Here is a 17,592-nt window from a genome sequence, read left to right on the forward strand (position 1 = left end):
TGGGGTAGGCCGGTTAGGGGGCGCTGGCGCGGGTAGCAGGTCAGCTACGGGGACGGCGGCGACTAGGGGGCGACATGCGGGCACTTACCTGGCACGGCAAGCGGGACGTACGGGTCGAGGAGGTGCCCGATCCGAGGATCGAGGACCCGACCGACGCGATCGTGCGGATCACCTCGACCGCCATCTGCGGCTCGGACCTGCACCTGTACGAAGTCCTGGGGCCCTACCTCAAGCCGGGTGACATCCTCGGTCACGAGCCGATGGGCATCGTCGAGGAGGTCGGGTCGGGGGTTACCCGCCTCAAGCCCGGCGACCGGGTGGTGGTGCCGTTCAACATCTCCTGTGGATCCTGCTGGATGTGCCAGCGGCAGCTCTACGCCCAGTGTGAGACCACCCAGGTCACCGCCGAGGGCAAGGGCGCCGCGCTGTTCGGCTACACCTCCCTCTACGGCGCGGTGCCCGGCGGGCAGGCCCAGTTCCTCCGCGTTCCGTTCGCCGAGTTCGGTCCGGTCAAGGTGCCGGACGACGGGCCGGACGAGCGGTGGCTCTACCTCTCCGACATCCTGCCGACGGCCTGGCAGGCGGTGAAGTACGCCGACACCCCACCCGGCGGCACCCTGGCGGTCTTCGGGCTGGGGCCGGTCGGGCAGTTCTGTGCCCGCATCGGCCGCCACCTCGGCGCGGACCGGGTGATCGGCCTCGACGTGGTGCCGGAGCGGCTGGAGATGGCCCGCCGGCACGGCGTGGAGGTGCTTGACATCTCCCAACTCGACGACGTGCCCGGCACCTTGATCGACCTGGTGGACGGGCGCGGGCCGGACGCGGTGATCGACGCGGTCGGGATGGAGTCGCACGGCGCGCCGCTGGGCAAGCTCGGCCAGGCCGCCGCCGGGCTGCTGCCGGACAAGCTCGCCCAGCCGATGATCGACAAGGTCGGGGTGGACCGGCTGGTCGCGCTCAAGGCCGCGCTCAAGGCCGTCCGGCGCGGCGGCACCGTCTCCATCTCCGGGGTGTACGGCGGCGAGGTCGACCCGTTGCCGCTGATGGAGATGTTCGACCGGGGCATCCAGGTGCGGATGGGTCAGTGCCACGTGCGGCGCTGGACCGACGAGATCATCCCGCTGCTCACCGACGACGACCCGCTCGGCGTGACCGACCTGCGTACCCACCGGCTGCCGCTGGAGCAGGCGCCGCAGGCGTACGAGATGTTCCAGAAGAAGCAGGACGGCTGTGTGAAGGTCGTCCTCGCCCCGTGAGCCCATCGACGGGGTCACCTACGTCGATCCGTCCGCCTAGGGTGTGTCCTGGACACACCAGGGCACCGACGGGAGAGACGAGTGACCATTCGGATGGACCGCAGGACCGCGCTCGGCCTGGGCACCGTGGCGACGGCCGGCGCCGTGTTCGGCACCGCGATGCCCGCCGCCGCTGACCCGACCGAGCAGGCGGGCACGGGTGGCGAGGCGGGCAGTGACCGCGAACGGCTCGCCGCCCGCATCGCCGCGGCCTTCCACCGGGTGAGCAGCCGGGCCGGCGGCAACTGGCAGGCGTACGTCAGCCTGGCCGGTCCGGACGGGCCGCTGGTCGCGGTGAACGAGTCGGCGGACCTGCGGATCGAGGCGTACAGCGTCAACAAGATCGCCGTGGCGGTCGCGGTGCTGGACAAGGTCGACCGGGGCCTGCTCACCCTCGACCACCAGGTGGAGGTGACCGAGGCGATCGTGGTGACCGGCGGTGACGGCATCTTCAGCCTGGACGGCGCCTACCCCAGTCTGGTGACCGTCGGCCACGTCCTGGCGAACCTGCTGACCGTCTCCGACGACACCGCGGTCCGGCTCTGCGGGCTGGTCTGCCCGGCCGCTGAGATCAACCAGATCCTGGTCGCTAAGGGCTTCCCGAACACGCAGGTGCAGCCGGTGGCCAACCCGAACCGCTTCTTCCTGGGCACCAGCACGCCCCGGGAGACCCATGACCTGCTGCGGGCGCTGGTCGCCGGCACCCTGCTCTCCCCCGCCTCGACCGACCGGGTGCTGCGACTGCTGCGCTCGCCGGTGGCGTTCACCGACGGGGTACGTCGCGAGATGTCCTCCGCCGAACGGGCCCGCGTCGCCACCAAGGCGGGCTGGTTCGCCGACGCCCGCCACGAAGCCGGAGTGATCTTCGACACCGCCGGCGCGCCACTGGTGACGTACGCCCTCTTCGCCGACGGGCAGGCCGACGCGGACGACTTCGGCGCCACCCACCCCGCCGTGCAGGCACGCGCCCGGTGGGGCCGACGGGTCATGGACCTGACCGCCGGTGTCGGCGGCACCGGCACCACCCACCGCAAGCACCTGTACCGCCCCAGCAACGGCGGCTGAACCCGGCCGGCGGCGGCTACCGTGGACCTCGGGGATCAACAGAGGGGGGACCATGCGGGCGCCGAACGAGCCGAGCGGACGTACCACCGGTCGGCGAATCACCGGGTCGGTGGCGGGCCTGGCCGCGGTGGCCGGACTCGCCACCGCGGCCTGGGCCGCACGTAACGTGCCGGCCGCGATCGGCGGCCGGCTGGCCGGCGCGCGGGCCGAACGGGCGGCCCGGTCACCACAGTTCCGCGACGGCACCTTCCACAACCGGGCGGACACCCGCACGATGGTGCCCGCCTCCGACCGCAACCTGTTCCGGGAACTGCTCTTCGGCAAGCAGAAGCGTCGGCCGGGCGCACCCGTGCCACTGCTGCGGCCGGCCGCCGAGACCGGCATCGACCCGGCGCGCGAGCTGAACGTCGTCTGGTACGGCCACGCCTCCGCCCTGATCGAGATCGAGGGTCGACGGGTGCTGCTGGACCCGGTGTGGAGCGACAGGTGCTCCCCCTCGACGGCAGTCGGCCCGCGCCGGCTGCACCAACCGCCGGTACGCCTCGACGAACTGCCCCGCCTCGACGCGATCCTGATCTCGCACGACCATTACGACCATCTCGACATGGGCACGGTGCGGGAACTGACCGCCCGGCAGTCGGCGCCGTTCCTGGTGCCGCTCGGGGTCGGTGCCCACCTCGACCGCTGGGGCGTACCGGCGGAGCGGATCATCGAGCTGGACTGGTCGCAGACCCACCGGGTGGCCGAGCTGGAAATCTCCTGCACCGCCGCCCAGCACTTCTCCGGTCGGGGCCTGCGCCGCAACGGCACCTTGTGGAGCTCCTGGGTGGTGGCCGGTCGGCAGCGCCGCGTCTACTACACCGGAGACTCCGGCTACTTCGGCGGGTACGCCGAGATCGGCGCCGCGCACGGGCCGTTCGACGTGACGCTGATGCAGATCGGCGCGTACGACCGGGCCTGGCCCGGCATCCACATGTTCCCGGAGGAGGCCGTCGCCGCCCACCTGGACCTGCGCGGTGGGCTGTTCCTGCCGGTGCACTGGGGCACGTTCAACCTCGCGCTGCACGACTGGTCCGAGCCGGTGGACCGGCTCTTGGCCGAGGCGAAGGCCCGCGACGTGCGGCTGGCCGTGCCACGCCCCGGTGAGCGGGTGGTGGTCGACGACCCGCCGCCGGTCGACGGCTGGTGGCAGGCCATCGCCTGAGTAGCCGCTGCCCCGACGGACCCGAGCCGGGTCGCCTCAGAGGACGAAGGCGTCGGTCCAGAGGGCGCCGGAGCGGCCGGAGAGCGCGTCCAGCATCGCCACCGCCTGACCGTCGGTGAGCTGGGCGACGAAGTCCACGATGGCCCGGCCGCGCGCCTTGCCGATCCGGTCCGGGGTACGCGGATGCAGTTCCGCCTCGGCCAGCTCCACCAGGTCGTGCAGCCGCCGGGGCAGCCGGGACTCCTCCTCCGGGTCGAGCAGCCACTCCCGCAGCGCCTCGACCAGGGTGTCGAGCAGCCGCGCCTGACCACGCTGGTGCAACGCCAGGTCGGGACGGGCCAGCACGAACCGGTGGTGCACGAACTTGAGCACCTGCACCTCGTGCCACTGCGCCGAGGCCAGCAGCACGTGCCCGGAACGTACGGCGGGCTGCTCGACGACGGTGATCGCGTCCACGAAACGGGCGGTCCACCGGGCGGAGAAGCGGGCCACGTACTGCTCCGCCTCGATCGAACCGTCGAACGGCAACGCGAGCAGCCCCTCGACAAGTTCCTCCCGGACGTGTTCGACGGCGGCGGCGAAGGCCTCGTCGTCGGCGATCCAGGCGTCCTTGTGGTGCAGTTGGCGGCGCAGCCGCTCGATCGACGAGCCGGGCCGACGGGCCGAGGTGGCCAGCGCGGAATCGGTGATCGCCCGCAGGTGGCCGCCCTCGCGCTGCCAGGCCATCAGCTCGGCGGCCACCGCGCCCTGCTGGAGCACACCCACCCGGTAGAAGTCCTCCACGTCGTGGATGGCGTACGCGATGTCGTCGGCGGTGTCCATCACCGACGCCTCGACGGTCTGCTGCCAGTCGGCGATCCGGCCGGCGAACGGTGCCCGCGCCTGCCGCAGGTCGTCCAGCTCCGTGCGGTACGCCCCGAACTTCAACGAGCCGCTGTCCGGGTCGTCCGGCGGCGGGGTGGCGCCGCGCGGCGGCGGATCCATCGTCCGGGGATGCGGGTCGGGGTGGTCCAGCCGGGTCCACGGGTACTTCAGCATCGCCGCCCGCACCGCCGCCGTCAGGTCCAGGCCAGTGGTCGCCGCGCCCCGGATCTCGGTCGAGGTGACGATCCGGTACGACTGGGCGTTGCCCTCGAACCCGTCGGTCAGGCCGAGCCGGTGCCGGGCCAGCCGGTCCAGCACCCGCTCCCCCAGGTGCCCGAAGGGCGGGTGACCGAGGTCGTGGGCGAGCGCGGCGGCCTCCACCACGTCCGGGTCGCAGCCGCCCAGCTTCTCCACCAGGTCGCGTTGCTGGCCGTCGGCGGTGAGCCGCTCGGCTATCGCCCGGGCCACCTGGGCGACCTTGAGACTGTGGGTGAGCCGGTTGTGCACCAGCAGCCCGGACCCGCCCGGGCTGACCACCTGGGTGACGCCACCGAGCCGGGTGAAGAACGGCGAGCCGACGATGCGGTCCCGGTCGGCCCGGAACGGGCTGGTCGCCAGGTCGCCGAGGGCCCGCGCGCTGCCACCGAAGAGTCGGCGCGCCCGGGGGTCCGCAGGTGGTTCCATGATCGCCACGGTAGCCCGGCAGAATGCACCACGGAACCCACACCCGAAGGCGGAGCGACATCGTGACCCTCTCTGTTCATCAGCGGATCGCCGAGGAACTCGGCGTCGCCGAGCGCCAGGTACGCGCGGCCGTGGAGCTGCTCGACGGTGGTGCCAGCGTGCCGTTCATCGCGCGGTACCGGAAGGAGGCCACCGGCCTGCTCGACGACACCCAGCTGCGCACCCTGGAGGAGCGCCTGCGGTACCTGCGGGAGCTGGACGAGCGGCGCGCGGCGGTGCTGGAGTCCATCCGTTCCCAGGGCAAGCTCGACGAGGCCCTGGAAGCGCAGATCATGGCGGCCGACTCGAAGTCCCGCCTGGAGGACATCTACCTGCCGTACAAGCCGAAGCGGCGGACCCGGGCGCAGATCGCCCGCGAGGCGGGGCTGGAGCCCCTCGCCGACACGCTGCTCGGCGACCCGACCCAGGACCCGCGCGCGACCGCCGCGACCTTCGTCGACGCCGACAAGGGGGTGGCCGACGCCGCCGCCGCGCTGGACGGGGCGCGGGCCATCCTGATCGAACGGTTCGCCGAGGACGCCGACCTGATCGGCACGCTGCGCGAGCAGATGTGGTCGCGGGGCCGGCTGGTGTCCCGGGTACGCGAGGGACAGGAGAGCGCCGGGGCGAAGTTCGCCGACTACTTCGACTTCGCCGAGCCGTACCCGAAGCTGCCCTCGCACCGCATCCTGGCCATGTTCCGGGGCGAGAAGGAGGGCGTACTCGATCTGACCATGGATCCGGAGACCGACGGCGACGTCGACGCGGTGGCCAGCGGGCCGACCCGCTACGAGGCCGCCATCGCCGGCCGGTTCGGGGTGAGCGACCGGGGGCGGCCCGCCGACAAGTGGCTGGCCGACACGGTGCGCTGGGCGTGGCGTACCCGCATCCTCATCCACCTCGGCGCGGACCTGCGGATGCGGCTGTGGCAGGCGGCCGAGGAGGAGGCCGTCCGGGTCTTCGCCACCAACCTGCGGGACCTGCTGCTGGCCGCGCCGGCCGGCGCCCGGCCCACGATGGGACTGGACCCGGGTCTGCGGACCGGGGTGAAGGTGGCCGTGGTGGACGCCACCGGCAAGGTGGTCGCCACCGACACGATCTACCCGCACGAGCCGCGCCGGCAGTGGGACGCCTCGCTGCACACCCTGGCCACGCTGGCCGCCGCGCACGGGGTCGAGCTGATCGCCATCGGCAACGGCACGGCCAGCCGGGAGACCGACAAGCTCGCCGGTGACCTGATCAAACGGCACCCGGAGCTGAAGCTGACCAAGGTCGTGGTCTCCGAGGCCGGCGCGTCGGTCTACTCGGCCTCCGCGTACGCCGCCCAGGAACTGCCCGGGCTGGACGTGTCGCTGCGCGGCGCGGTCTCCATCGCCCGCCGGTTGCAGGACCCGCTCGCCGAGCTGGTGAAGATCGACCCGCGCTCCATCGGGGTCGGGCAGTACCAGCACGACCTGTCCGAGGTGAAGCTGTCCCGGTCGCTGGACGCGGTGGTGGAGGACTGCGTCAACGGCGTCGGCGTGGACGTCAACACCGCCTCCGCGCCGCTGCTGACCCGGGTTTCCGGCATCGGTGCCGGGCTGGCCGAGAACATCGTGCTGCACCGGGACGCCAACGGTCCGTTCCGTACCCGGGCCGAGTTGAAGAAGGTGGCCCGGCTCGGCCCGAAGGCGTTCGAGCAGTGCGCCGGCTTCCTGCGCATCCCCGGCGGCGACGACCCGCTGGACTCCTCGAGCGTGCACCCCGAGGCGTACCCGGTGGTGCGCCGGATTCTGGCCAGCACCGGCCAGGACCTGCGGTCGATCATCGGCAAGAGTTCCATCCTGCGCGGGCTGCGCGCGACCGACTTCGTCGACGAGACGTTCGGCCTGCCCACCGTCACCGACATCCTCGCCGAGCTGGAGAAGCCGGGCCGCGACCCCCGGCCGGAGTTCAAGACGGCGACCTTCGTCGAGGGTGTGGAGAAGATCGGTGACCTGACGCCGGGGATGGTGCTGGAGGGCGTGGTCACCAACGTGGCCGCGTTCGGCGCGTTCGTGGACGTCGGCGTGCACCAGGACGGGCTGGTGCACGTGTCGGCGATGTCCCGCACCTTCGTGAAGGACCCGCGCGACGTGGTCAAGTCCGGCGACGTGGTGAAAGTCAAGGTGCTGGACGTCGACGTACCGCGCAAGCGCATCTCGCTGACCCTGCGCCTGGACGACGAGTCCGAGCCCGGCGCCGGACGCGGTGGCGGCCGGGACGGCGCGGCCGGGCAGGACCGCGCTGGCCAGGGCGGTCGGAGTGGCCAGGGCGGTCGGAGTGGCCAGGGCCGCGACGGGCAGGGCGGACAGGGCCGTACCGGCCAGGGCGGGCAGGGCGGCCAGGGCCGTGGCGCGCAGGGCGGGCAGGTGCGCCAGGGACGCGGCGCGGCGGCACCCGCCGACGGCGCGATGGCCGACGCGCTGCGCCGCGCCGGCCTGCTCTAGAGAGAGCCCTCTCGTCAACGGCCGAGCCATATACCACCTCGCGCCCTTTGCTCTGCTTCAACGGACGCAACGGTTCCGCTGCACCGCTGGTGCGTGGGTTGAAGCAGAGCAAAGGGCCCCAACCCACACCCCGATCCGGGTTCAACACATCGGACAACTTCGGGGATGGTGCTGCCTCAACCCGTCGCGAGACCGCAGCATCACTGAAGTTGCTGACGGCGCCAGGGGTAGGGGGTGGGGAGGGCGGCGGGCGGCGGGCGGCGGGCGTACCGTCGGGGGGTGGGGAGCGACGGCGGCGCGGAGTGGCGGGAGACGCAGCGGCAGGCGGTGCTGGCGCACGCGGCGGCCGCACAGCGGCGCCGGGAGGCCGAGCAGGCGGAGGCGGCGGCACTGGTCAGCGCGTTCGTCGCCGAGGCGCGGCGGCGCGGCCTGGCCACCACCCGACTCGTCGCCCGGTCGCATGACGGCCGGGCCCGCTACCGGACCGGCCTGCACGGCTGGTACATCGACCGGGCGCGCAGCCGGGCGGTCGACGTGCACGGTCGTTTTCACCTGCTGACCGTGCCGCGCTCACTGCGCGCCCGGCTCCTCGGTGCCGATCCGCAGCCCGACCCGGCCCCGCTGATCGTCGGCGAAGGTGCTCGGGACGGCGAGTCGCTACCGCTGCGGATCATGTTGCAGCGGCGGCTCGACGCGGCCGACGCGGACCTCTGACCAGCGGCTGAGCGACACACCCGAGCTGACGCGGCGCGCCGGGACGCGTGTCCTTTGCATGTCCTCGCGGGTTGACGTGTCGGGATCCGTGTTGACTGTCGCCATTTTCCGAAATCACGAGCGCTCAGTCTGATACAACCCGTTTGTCTGCTATGACCGTTTGACGTACGGAGGTCAGAACGGTGCCCGTATCCTCGGTGACCGCGCCGACGCGCTCGCCCCGGCCCGCGCGGCCGGACGACCCGGTCAAGCGGCTGTTCGACGTGGTCGTCGCGACCGTGCTGCTGCTGCTGACCGCGCCGTTGATGGCGGTGGTCGCGGCGGCGGTCGCGGTACGGCTGGGCCGACCGGTGCTCTTCCGGCAGTGCCGCATCGGACGAGACGACCGGCCGTTCGAGTTGATCAAATTTCGCACCATGCGGGCGCCCGATTCGGCCCGGGGATTGCTGACCGACGCCGACCGGCTCACCCCGCTCGGCCGCTGGCTGCGGGCCACCAGTCTGGACGAGCTGCCGACGCTCTGGTGCGTGCTGCGGGGTGACATGAGCCTCGTCGGTCCCCGACCGCTGCTGCCGCAGTACCTGAGCCGGTACTCCCCCACCCAGGCGCGTCGGCACGAGGTGCGCCCCGGCATCACCGGGTTGGCCCAGGTACGCGGACGCAACAGCCTCGACTGGGACGCCAAGTTCTCGCTCGACGTGGAATACGTGACCAGCCGCAGCCTCCGCCTCGACCTGTCGATCCTGGCCGCAACCGTCGGCACGGTGCTGCGCCGGGACGGCATCTCGGCCGACGGCAACGCCACCATGCCCGAGTTCCTCGGCAGCCGACGATGACCGGCACCATTCACCTGTCCGCGCCGGACATCGGACCGCTGGAGGAGTCGTACCTGATCGCGGCGCTGCGCTCCGGGTGGGTGGCGCCGGTCGGGCCGGATCTCGACGCCTTCGAGCGGGAGGTCGCCGCCCGGGTCGGCACCCGGGGCGCGGTGGCGGTCAGTTCCGGCACCGCCGCGCTGCACCTGGCACTGTTGGGGCTCGGCGTCGGCCCGGGAGACGTGGTGCTGGTACCGACGCTGACCTTCGTGGCCACCGCCAACGCGGTCCGCTACACCGGAGCGCGACCGGTCTTCGTCGACTGCGATCCGCGCACCGGCAACCTCGACGTCGCCCTCGTCGCTGAACTGCTGCGGGACCTGCGCTCGCGCGGGGAGCGGATCGGCGCGGTGATCCCGGTCGACATGTTCGGCAGTTGTGCCGACTACGCCGCGCTGCTGCCGATCTGCGCCGCCGCCGACGTCGCGGTGATTGAGGATGCCGCGGAAGCGCTCGGTGCCACACATCTCGGCCGACCGGCCGGTTCCTTCGGCCGGGTGGGCGCCCTCTCCTTCAACGGAAACAAGATCATGACCACCTCCGGCGGTGGCATGCTCGTCGGCGACGATGTGGCGCTGCTCGACCGTGCAAGGCACCTGTCCACCCAGGCGCGCGAGCCGGTGGCGCACTACGAGCACCGGGAGACCGGATACAACTACCGGTTGAGCAACCTGCTCGCGGCGTTGGGGCGGGCTCAGCTGATCCGGCTGGACGGGATGATCGACCGGCGCCGGCGGCTGCGCGACCGGTACGCCAAACTCTTCGCCCCGGTGCCCGGGGCCGCGCTGGTCGGCGCCGAGGACGCCGGTTCCAACTGCTGGCTCACCAGCATCCGGGTCGACCCGCGCCGTTCCGGCTGGACCGCGGCGGACCTGGCCGCCCACCTGTCCGCCCGGAACATCGAGACCCGTCCGGTGTGGAAGCCGATGCACCTGCAACCGGCGTACGCCGACGCGGAGAGTCGGCTCACCGGAGCCGCCGAACGGCTCTACGCCGAAGGGTTGACCGTGCCCAGCGGCAGCGCCCTCACCGAAGCGCAGGTCACCGCCGTGCTCTCGGCGATCGACGAGTTCCTGGCCGCCCGGACCGGAGTTCCGGCACCGTGACGGTACCCCTGGTCATCGTCGGATGCGGCGGGCACGGTCGGGAGGTCCTGACCATCACCCGTGCCGTGAACGCCGCCGCTCTCCTGCCGCGGTGGCAGGTCCTGGGCTTCGTCGACGACCGGCCGAGCGAGGTGAACCTCAAGCGGGTGCAGCGACTCGACGTGCCGTTTCTCGGTGGTCTGTCCTGGTTCGCCGAGGCGCCCGCCGACACCCACCACGTCATCGGTATCGGCGACCCTCGGGTCCGGCGCGCGGTCGCCGAACGGGTCGACCGGTACGACACAGCGGCGGCCAGTCTCGTACACCCCGACGCCACGCTCGGCCCGGACCTGCGGCACGGCCCCGGTCTGGTCGCCTTCGCCGGGGCGCGGGTCACCACGAACGTCACTCTCGGGCGGCACGTGCATCTCAACCAGAACTGCACCGTCGGACACGACTGCGAGCTGGCCGACCACGTGTCGGTGAATCCGCTGGCCGCGATCTCCGGGGAGTGTCGGCTGGCGGAGGGCGTACTCGTCGGCACCACCGCCGCCGTGTTGCAGGGGCTGCGGGTGGGTCGGGACAGCACTGTCGGCGCGGGTGCCTGCGTGGTTCGGGACGTGCCCGCCGGTGTCGTGGTCAAGGGCGTACCAGCTCGCTGATCCGGCCGGTGGCCAGCAGCGATGGCCCGGCTGGTCATCAGGCCCGCGGCGATCAACCAGCAATCCCCGAAAAGCCCACAAAACACTCATAAGGCATGTAACAAGGACAGGAGCGTATTGCTCCTTCCGCTCGCCCCGGGCGGAAGTGGTCGACAGCACAGGAGCCGCAGATGCGGGACACACAGACCAGCCGGCACCCGGACCCGACGGCGCGCCGGAGCAGGACCCGATGGCGCACCCTGGCGTTTCTCGCCATCGACGCCACGGCCTGGGTGGGTGGGTTCGTCGCTGCCGCCTGGACCCGCTACGAGTTCGCCCTGACCACCACCCAACTGACCCGCGCCGCCGGCTGTGGGCTGATCGCCGCCGGGCTGCACGTGGCGGTGGCCGGGGCGCGCCGGGTGCGCTCGGGACGCCACCCGCTCGGCAGCCTCCAGGAGGTACGCGGGCTGGCCGGAACCGCCCTCACCACCATCGCGATCGTCCTGCTCGGCGTACTGCCGGCTGGCGAACGGCCGGTGCCGGCGAGCACGCCGCTGGTCGGCGGCGCGCTCGCCCTGCTGTTCATGCTCGCCGTTCGGTTCGCCTACCGGCACCGGCGTGACCTGGCCCTGCGTCCGGACGTCCGCTCGTCGGCCCCGGTGCTGCTGTTCGGGATGGGCGACGCCGGCCAGGGACTGCTCCACGCGCTGCTCACCGACCCACGCAGCCGCTACCGGCCGGTCGGGGCCCTCGACGACGACCCGGAGAAGCGCAACCTCTGCGTCGACGGCATCCGGGTGCTCGGTGGGCGCGGAGACGTCGCCGAGGCGGTACGCCGCACCGGCGCCACCACCGTGATCTTCTCGGTCGCCAACGCCGACGCCGCGCTCATCCGGCAGATCCGGGAGGCCACCCTGAACACCGGCGCGGCGTTCAAGGTGCTCCCGCCGGTACGCGACCTGGTCGACCACCGGATCACCGTGACCGACGTACGCGACGTACGGATCAGCGACCTGCTCGGCCGCCGGCAGGTGGTCGCCGAGATGGCGGTACGGACCAACGGCCTCACCGGCCGGCGGATCCTGGTCACCGGCGCCGGCGGCTCGATCGGCTCGGAACTGTGCCGCCAGGTGATGAAGGCCGACCCGGGCGAGCTGATGATGCTCGACCGCGACGAGTCGGCCCTGCACGCGCTCCAGATGTCGCTGAACGGCCGGGCCATGCTGGACGGGCCCGAGCTGATCCTGGCCGACCTGCGCGACGACGAGGCGATCCGGCGGATAATCCGGGAACGCCGTCCGGAGATCATCTTCCACGCCGCCGCGCTCAAGCACCTCACCCTGCTCGAACGGCACCCGGGCGAGGCGGTGAAGACGAACGTGTGGGGCACGCTGTCGGTGCTGGACGCCTGCCAGGACGTGGCCAAGTTCGTGAACATCTCCACCGACAAGGCCGCCGACCCGATAAGCGTCCTGGGCTACTCCAAACGGATCACCGAGCGGCTGACCGCGCACGCCGCCTCACGCTTCCCCGGCACCTTCCTCAGCGTCCGCTTCGGCAACGTGCTGAGCAGCCGGGGTTCGGTGGTCACCGCCTTCCAGCGGCAGATCGAGGCGGGCAACCCGCTCACCGTCACCCACCCCGAGGTGACGCGGTACCTGATGACCATGCAGGAGGCGGTGCACCTGGTGCTCCAGGCCGCCGAGATCGGCCGCGACGGTGAGGCACTGGTGCTGGACATGGGCGAGCCGGTCCGCATCGCCGACCTGGCCCGGCAGATGGCCGAGCAGGCCGGCAGCGACGTGCCGATCGTCTACACCGGCCTGCGTCCGGGCGAGAAGCTGCACGAGGACCTGCTCGGCACCGGCGAGACCGACGCCCGCCCGCTGCACCCGCTGGTGTCGCACGTCGCGGTGCCCCCACTCGATCCACTGGAGGTCAGCGGCCTCGACCCCTTCGACGACCCGGAAAAGGTCATCGCTGAACTCGCCCGCCTCAGCGACCAACCAACTGCCCGACCGGTCCAGGATGGTGTCGTCGAGCTGCCCACACCCCGCTGATCCCGTACCTGACGGAATGTCAAAGGGGCCGGCGACCCATTTGGATCGCCGGCCCCGGGCTTCTCAAGCGCGGTCTAGCGGCGGATGCCCGCCCACTCGTGGTGCCGTCGGACCGTGGACAAGATGAAATCCACCACCCGCCGGGAGGTGTCCGGCACCCGGTAATCGGCCGAACAGGGAACTCCGTCGGCGGCGACCTGCTCAACGGTGACTTTCACGGCCTCGACCACGCCCGCCGCATCCAGGCCGGTCATGATGATGCCGCCAGCGTCCAGCGCCTCAGGACGTTCAATCGACTCCCGCAGAGTGACCGCCGGGAAGCCGAGGATGGCTGATTCCTCACTTATGGTCCCGCTGTCCGACAGGGTGCAGAACGCGCGGGACTGCAGATGTACATAGTCGATCAGCCCGAACGGTTCGTGAAATGCGATGCCGTCCAGCACGGTAGCGTCGGGTGCCAGGGCCTCAAGCCGCTTACGGGTACGCGGATGGGTGGAAACCAGCACCGGGTGACCCCAGCGGTCCCGGACTGCGGCGAGGCAGTCGAGCAGCCGCCGCAGCCGAGCGGGATCATCGACATTCTCCTCCCGGTGAGCGCTCACCACGACATAGCGGCCGGAGGTCAGGTCGAGCTGGTTGAGGACCCGAGACCTCTCGATCTGGGGCCGGTAGTGCTCCAGCACCTCGCGCATCGGCGACCCGGTGTGCAGGATCCGGCGCGGATGCAGACCTTCGGCGAGGAGATTGCGTCGCGCGTGTTCGGTGTAGACGAGGTTGAAGTCGGCGACGTGGTCGACCAGCCGACGGTTGGTTTCCTCCGGCACGTTGAGGTCGAAGCAGCGATTTCCGGCCTCCATGTGGTAGACCGGTACGCGCAGCCGCCGTGCCATCAAGGCGGCGATACAGCTGTTGGTGTCCCCCAGCACCAGGAGCGCATCCGGCCGCAGTTCGGCGATGGCCGCCTCGATCCCAACCAGCACGCCACCCAGCACCCGCCCCAACGAGGACGTGTCCACCCGCAGGAAACGGTCCGGCTCGCGCAGCCTCAGTTCGGTGAAGAAGACGTCGGAGAGAGTTTTGTCCCAATTTTGTCCGGTGTGCACCAGCGAGTGGTCCACGGTGTCGTCGAGCCGGCTGATGACCCGGGACAGCCGGATGATCTCAGGCCGAGTCCCCACCACTGTCATAATGCGTGTCATCTGCGCCCCCTGCGCGTGTTCAACTTGGCGAGGATGTCCTCGAACTGGTCGACGCCGACGCGCAGCGACATCCGGTCCTGATAGACCTGTCGGGCCTGGCGTCCCATTTCGTCACGACGTTGCCGGGGCAGCGCGGCGGCCTCGGCGAAGCGGGCGGCCAAGGCCCGCCAGTCCCCCGGCCGGCTGACGAGTCCACCGCCGCTCGATTGGATGAGCGCCGCCGCGTCTCCTGCGACCGATGCGATGACCGGCACACCGCAGGCCATCGCGGCCTGCAGCTTGGACGGGGTCGCGCCGCGCAGCTCTGGCAAGTCCCGCAGGCAGATCAGCTGAAAATCGGCCGCCGCGTACAGCGCGGCCATCTCGTTCGCCGGCCGGCGGCCCACGAATCGCACGTTGTCGGCGCCCGACTCCACGGCGAGCCGTCGGATCTGGTCCTCGTCGGCACCGGAGCCGACCAGGACCAAGTCCATCCGCTCACGGACTGCTGCGGCGGCACGAACTGCGGTGTCGAGCCCCTGCAGGAGTCCGAGGTTCCCAGCGAACATGACGGTGCAGCGACCGCGGTGTCCCAGGACCGACCGCGCTTCCGGCGTGACCGGCACCGGCCGGAACAGAGAGTCGTCGGTCCAATTCAAAACAACTCTGACCCGGTCCGGGTCCGCGCCGCGGGCAACCACCTGCTCCGCCATGACCGGTGAGATCGTCACGATCACGTCGGCGGTCCGATAGGCGGTCCGCATCAATTCCCCGATGCCCGTCTCCAGCGCTCGTCCCAGTCGGCCGACGGATGCCATGCCTGACCCAGTCACCGAATCCGGCCACAGGTCCTGCACATGCAGGACGACGGGAGTACGCCGTGTCGCGCGTAACAGGGCGGCGAGGGCAATCGCGGTCGGCGGAGGATGGTAGACGTATGTGACGTCCACTCCGGCCAACCACGCTGAACCGGCCAGAACGCTACTGGCACCAAAGGAAAGGTGACTGAGCGCCCGCCGGGTCGCCGAGGTGTCATGGCTGGGATACGTGGGCACCCGTCGTACCGCTACTGGCCCGTCGGTCTCCCGATGTCTCCAGCGCTGTTTCCATCCCGGGAAGATACGGCCGTACGGATAGTTCGGAAAGGCGGTGAGCACCCGGACGGTGTGTCCTCGACCGGCCAACCCCTGTGCCAGGCTGCCCGGGATGAACACCCCCTCCGGGGGATACCACTGGCTGACGACGCCAATCTTCATACGGCGACCGCAGCCTGCGCCGGCACTGCCGCGTCCACCGGCTCGGGCCAAGTGTCCGGGCGCGTGGGGTCGAACAGCTCGTTGGTCCAGAACAGGGTGACCAATTCGTGGTCACCGGTGTTGACCAGCTTGTGCACCCACATGGTCGGCATGTCTACTGCCACCGGTTCGTCACCGGTCACGGTGAACCGCAACACCTCGGTGTGGCCGACGCGCCGGAGGCTGATCTCCGCGGAGCCGCGCAGCACCACGAACCGCTCCATTTTGGCAAGGTGGAAGTGTTCACCCCGGGCGACCGCTGGATACGACGTCGAGCAGAACGTCTGGCCGCCGCCGTGCGTCCTGACCGTCTCTACGAGATCACCGCGTGCGTCGCCCCGGCGGGGCAACGGCAGCGGGTAGTGCACCGGGAAGCAGTGCGACCGGTAGGTGTTGAATAGCCGTACCTCGTGTCGGTCGCGCAGCAGAGGCAACTCTCCGTTGCGATAGGTCGCCGCTGTCGCCGCCAGCCGCTCGGCCAGTTCGCGTACGCCGACCCGAAGCACGGGCATGCGCGGATCCCAGGAGCCACCGACCGGCACCCCCGCCAGCCGGGCTGCGGCGTCGGTCACGTGCACCAAATCGAGTTCCCGATCCGCATGCACCTCAGGCTGCCCACCGTCGGCTAGGACCCGACAGAATGTCGCGACAACGGAGTTGTACCACGGGCGACCGTGTTCGCCGTAGAGGTTGGGCAGCCTGACGTCATCGAGCGGCAGTCCGGTGTCGGCGAGCAGTCGGGCGGAGGTGGCCTTCGCGTCACCGTACGGCGTGCCGTTCCCAGCCTGCACCGAGTTGGCATAGACCACCGTGGTCGGGGCGATATCGGCGGCTCGTAGTGCGGCGGCCAGTTGCGCGGTGGCCCGCAAACTACCTGCGGCTACCTCGTCGGGCTCGCCCCGGTTGCGCCCCGCCAGGTGTAGTACGCGATCCACCCCGGACAGCAGCTCGCTGGCACGTTGCGGATCGGCCAGCTCGGTGGGGCCCAGACAGACCGGCTCGGGCCAGCCGAGAGCCCGGACCAACACCCGCACATGCCAGCCGAGGAAGCCGTCGGCGCCGGTGATGGCCAACCTCAGCATGCCGGCACCGCATCCGACAGGTCCAGTTCCACGCGGACCTCGGGCAGCGTCAGCAACAGTTCCACGATCTCGGAAACGCTCAGCCGCAGCGCATTGGCGGAATCGAAGTCCGCAGCCGAGGCGCCGCCCAGATCTCCCTCGGAGATGTAGAGGGCGTAGTTCAGGTCTCGGCCGTCCAGCGGCACTCTGAAGAACTCGCCGAAGTCCTCGGCACGGGCCAGATCCTCCCGGCTGGCCAGCGTCTCGTGCCGTTTCTCACCGTGCCGGATGCCAATGACGTCGAGTTTCGCGGGCACATCGAAAAGTTGACAGACGGCTTCGGCGAGATCTCCGATGGTGCAGGCGACAGCCTTGCGGATGAACACGTCACCTGGTCGGGCATGTTGAAAGGCGTGCTCCACCAGCGCCACCGAGTCGGTCAGGGACATCAGGAAGCGGGTCATGGTGGGGTCGGTGACGGTGGGGGGACGGCCGGCCTTAATTTGTTCTATGAACATCGGGATCACCGATCCACGCGAATACATGACGTTGCCGTAGCGAACACAGGAGACGACTGTGGCGCTGTCCGGGTTGTTCCGGGCGTGCGCCTGCACGACCTTCTCCATCAGAGCTTTGCTCATGCCCATGGCATTGACCGGGCGCACCGCCTTGTCGGTGCTCAGCACGACCACCGACTCAACACCGTTGCGGTGGGCGGCATCCACCACGTTGGCAGTGCCATGCACGTTGGTACGCACCGCCTCCAGCGGGAAGAACTCGCAGGACGGGACCTGCTTCAGCGCCGCCGCGTGGAAGATGTGGTGGACGCCGCGACTCGCGTGCAACACCGATTCGTGGTCGCGGACGTCTCCCATGTAGTAGCGCACTCGTCGATCACCGATGAGCCGCCGCATCGCGTCCTGTTTGGCCTCATCACGGCTGAGCACGCGGACCTCGTCGACGCCGCGGGCGAGCAGATGACGAACCATCGTCTGGCCAAAGGATCCGGTGCCACCGGTGATGAGGACACAACTGCCGGTCGTCGTTGAAGTCACTGATGC

14 protein-coding genes are annotated in these 17,592 nt (G+C 70.7%); 9 read left to right on the forward strand and 5 right to left on the reverse strand.

What is annotated here, in order from left to right:
* Positions 1-74 precede the first annotated feature (74 nt).
* The 3 genes from O3597_RS15700 (at position 75) to O3597_RS15710 (ending at position 3,564) form a co-directional block, all read left to right on the forward strand.
* Positions 75-1,256, forward strand: coding sequence for a zinc-dependent alcohol dehydrogenase (locus tag O3597_RS15700; protein WP_281601585.1), 1,182 nt, complete (start codon positions 75-77; stop codon positions 1,254-1,256).
* Positions 1,257-1,349: 93 nt separating this feature from the next.
* Complete coding sequence (locus tag O3597_RS15705; protein WP_281601586.1) at positions 1,350-2,360, forward strand: serine hydrolase; 1,011 nt, start codon at positions 1,350-1,352, stop codon at positions 2,358-2,360.
* Between the two features lie 52 nt (positions 2,361-2,412).
* Positions 2,413-3,564, forward strand: a complete 1,152-nt coding sequence (locus O3597_RS15710) for an MBL fold metallo-hydrolase (protein WP_281601587.1) — start codon at positions 2,413-2,415, stop codon at positions 3,562-3,564.
* A gap of 36 nt (positions 3,565-3,600) precedes the next feature.
* Here the strand turns inward: O3597_RS15710 and dgt are convergent, their stop codons facing one another.
* On the reverse strand, positions 3,601-5,112 hold the full coding sequence (dgt, locus tag O3597_RS15715; RefSeq protein WP_281601588.1) for a dGTP triphosphohydrolase: 1,512 nt from the start codon (positions 5,110-5,112) through the stop codon (positions 3,601-3,603).
* A 62-nt stretch (positions 5,113-5,174) separates the two neighbouring features.
* On the opposite strand from dgt, the gene O3597_RS15720 reads away from it, so the two are divergent.
* The 6 genes from O3597_RS15720 to O3597_RS15745 all read left to right on the forward strand — a co-directional run bounded on the left by O3597_RS15720 (position 5,175) and on the right by O3597_RS15745 (position 12,997).
* Positions 5,175-7,619 carry a Tex family protein gene (locus O3597_RS15720; protein ID WP_281601589.1) on the forward strand — a complete coding sequence of 815 codons (2,445 nt, stop codon included), beginning with the start codon at positions 5,175-5,177 and terminating at the stop codon, positions 7,617-7,619.
* A 279-nt stretch (positions 7,620-7,898) separates the two neighbouring features.
* Complete coding sequence (locus O3597_RS15725; RefSeq protein WP_164445311.1) at positions 7,899-8,333, forward strand: hypothetical protein; 435 nt, start codon at positions 7,899-7,901, stop codon at positions 8,331-8,333.
* A 182-nt stretch (positions 8,334-8,515) separates the two neighbouring features.
* A complete protein-coding gene (locus tag O3597_RS15730) occupies positions 8,516-9,169 on the forward strand; it encodes a sugar transferase (RefSeq protein ID WP_281601590.1) in 654 nt (217 codons plus the stop codon).
* Positions 9,166-10,314 (forward strand): aminotransferase class I/II-fold pyridoxal phosphate-dependent enzyme, encoded by a 1,149-nt coding sequence (locus tag O3597_RS15735; protein ID WP_281601591.1) that lies wholly within the window; start codon positions 9,166-9,168, stop codon positions 10,312-10,314. The genes O3597_RS15730 and O3597_RS15735 overlap by 4 nt, the downstream gene beginning before the upstream one ends.
* A complete protein-coding gene (locus O3597_RS15740; RefSeq protein ID WP_164445313.1) occupies positions 10,311-10,955 on the forward strand; it encodes an acetyltransferase in 645 nt (214 codons plus the stop codon). The genes O3597_RS15735 and O3597_RS15740 overlap by 4 nt, the downstream gene beginning before the upstream one ends.
* A gap of 170 nt (positions 10,956-11,125) precedes the next feature.
* Complete coding sequence (locus O3597_RS15745) at positions 11,126-12,997, forward strand: nucleoside-diphosphate sugar epimerase/dehydratase (RefSeq protein WP_281601592.1); 1,872 nt, start codon at positions 11,126-11,128, stop codon at positions 12,995-12,997.
* A 74-nt stretch (positions 12,998-13,071) separates the two neighbouring features.
* Here O3597_RS15745 and wecB read toward each other — a convergent pair whose 3' ends face one another.
* The 4 genes from wecB to O3597_RS15765 are packed head-to-tail and all read right to left on the reverse strand — an operon-like array spanning position 13,072 to position 17,586.
* The gene (gene wecB, locus O3597_RS15750) at positions 13,072-14,196 is read right to left on the reverse strand and encodes a UDP-N-acetylglucosamine 2-epimerase (non-hydrolyzing) (RefSeq protein ID WP_281601593.1); all 1,125 of its coding nucleotides are present in this window, start codon (positions 14,194-14,196) and stop codon (positions 13,072-13,074) included.
* Positions 14,193-15,431, reverse strand: coding sequence for a glycosyltransferase family 4 protein (locus tag O3597_RS15755; RefSeq protein ID WP_281601594.1), 1,239 nt, complete (start codon positions 15,429-15,431; stop codon positions 14,193-14,195). The genes wecB and O3597_RS15755 overlap by 4 nt, the downstream gene beginning before the upstream one ends.
* Positions 15,428-16,552, reverse strand: coding sequence for an NAD-dependent epimerase/dehydratase family protein (locus O3597_RS15760; RefSeq protein ID WP_164445317.1), 1,125 nt, complete (start codon positions 16,550-16,552; stop codon positions 15,428-15,430). Before O3597_RS15760 ends, O3597_RS15755 begins: the two co-directional genes overlap by 4 nt.
* A complete protein-coding gene (locus O3597_RS15765) occupies positions 16,546-17,586 on the reverse strand; it encodes a polysaccharide biosynthesis protein (protein WP_281601595.1) in 1,041 nt (346 codons plus the stop codon). The genes O3597_RS15760 and O3597_RS15765 overlap by 7 nt, the downstream gene beginning before the upstream one ends.
* Positions 17,587-17,592 lie beyond the last annotated feature (6 nt).

This window comes from Verrucosispora sp. WMMA2044, from assembly GCF_027497155.1.
Taxonomy (GTDB): domain Bacteria; phylum Actinomycetota; class Actinomycetes; order Mycobacteriales; family Micromonosporaceae; genus Micromonospora; species Micromonospora palythoicola.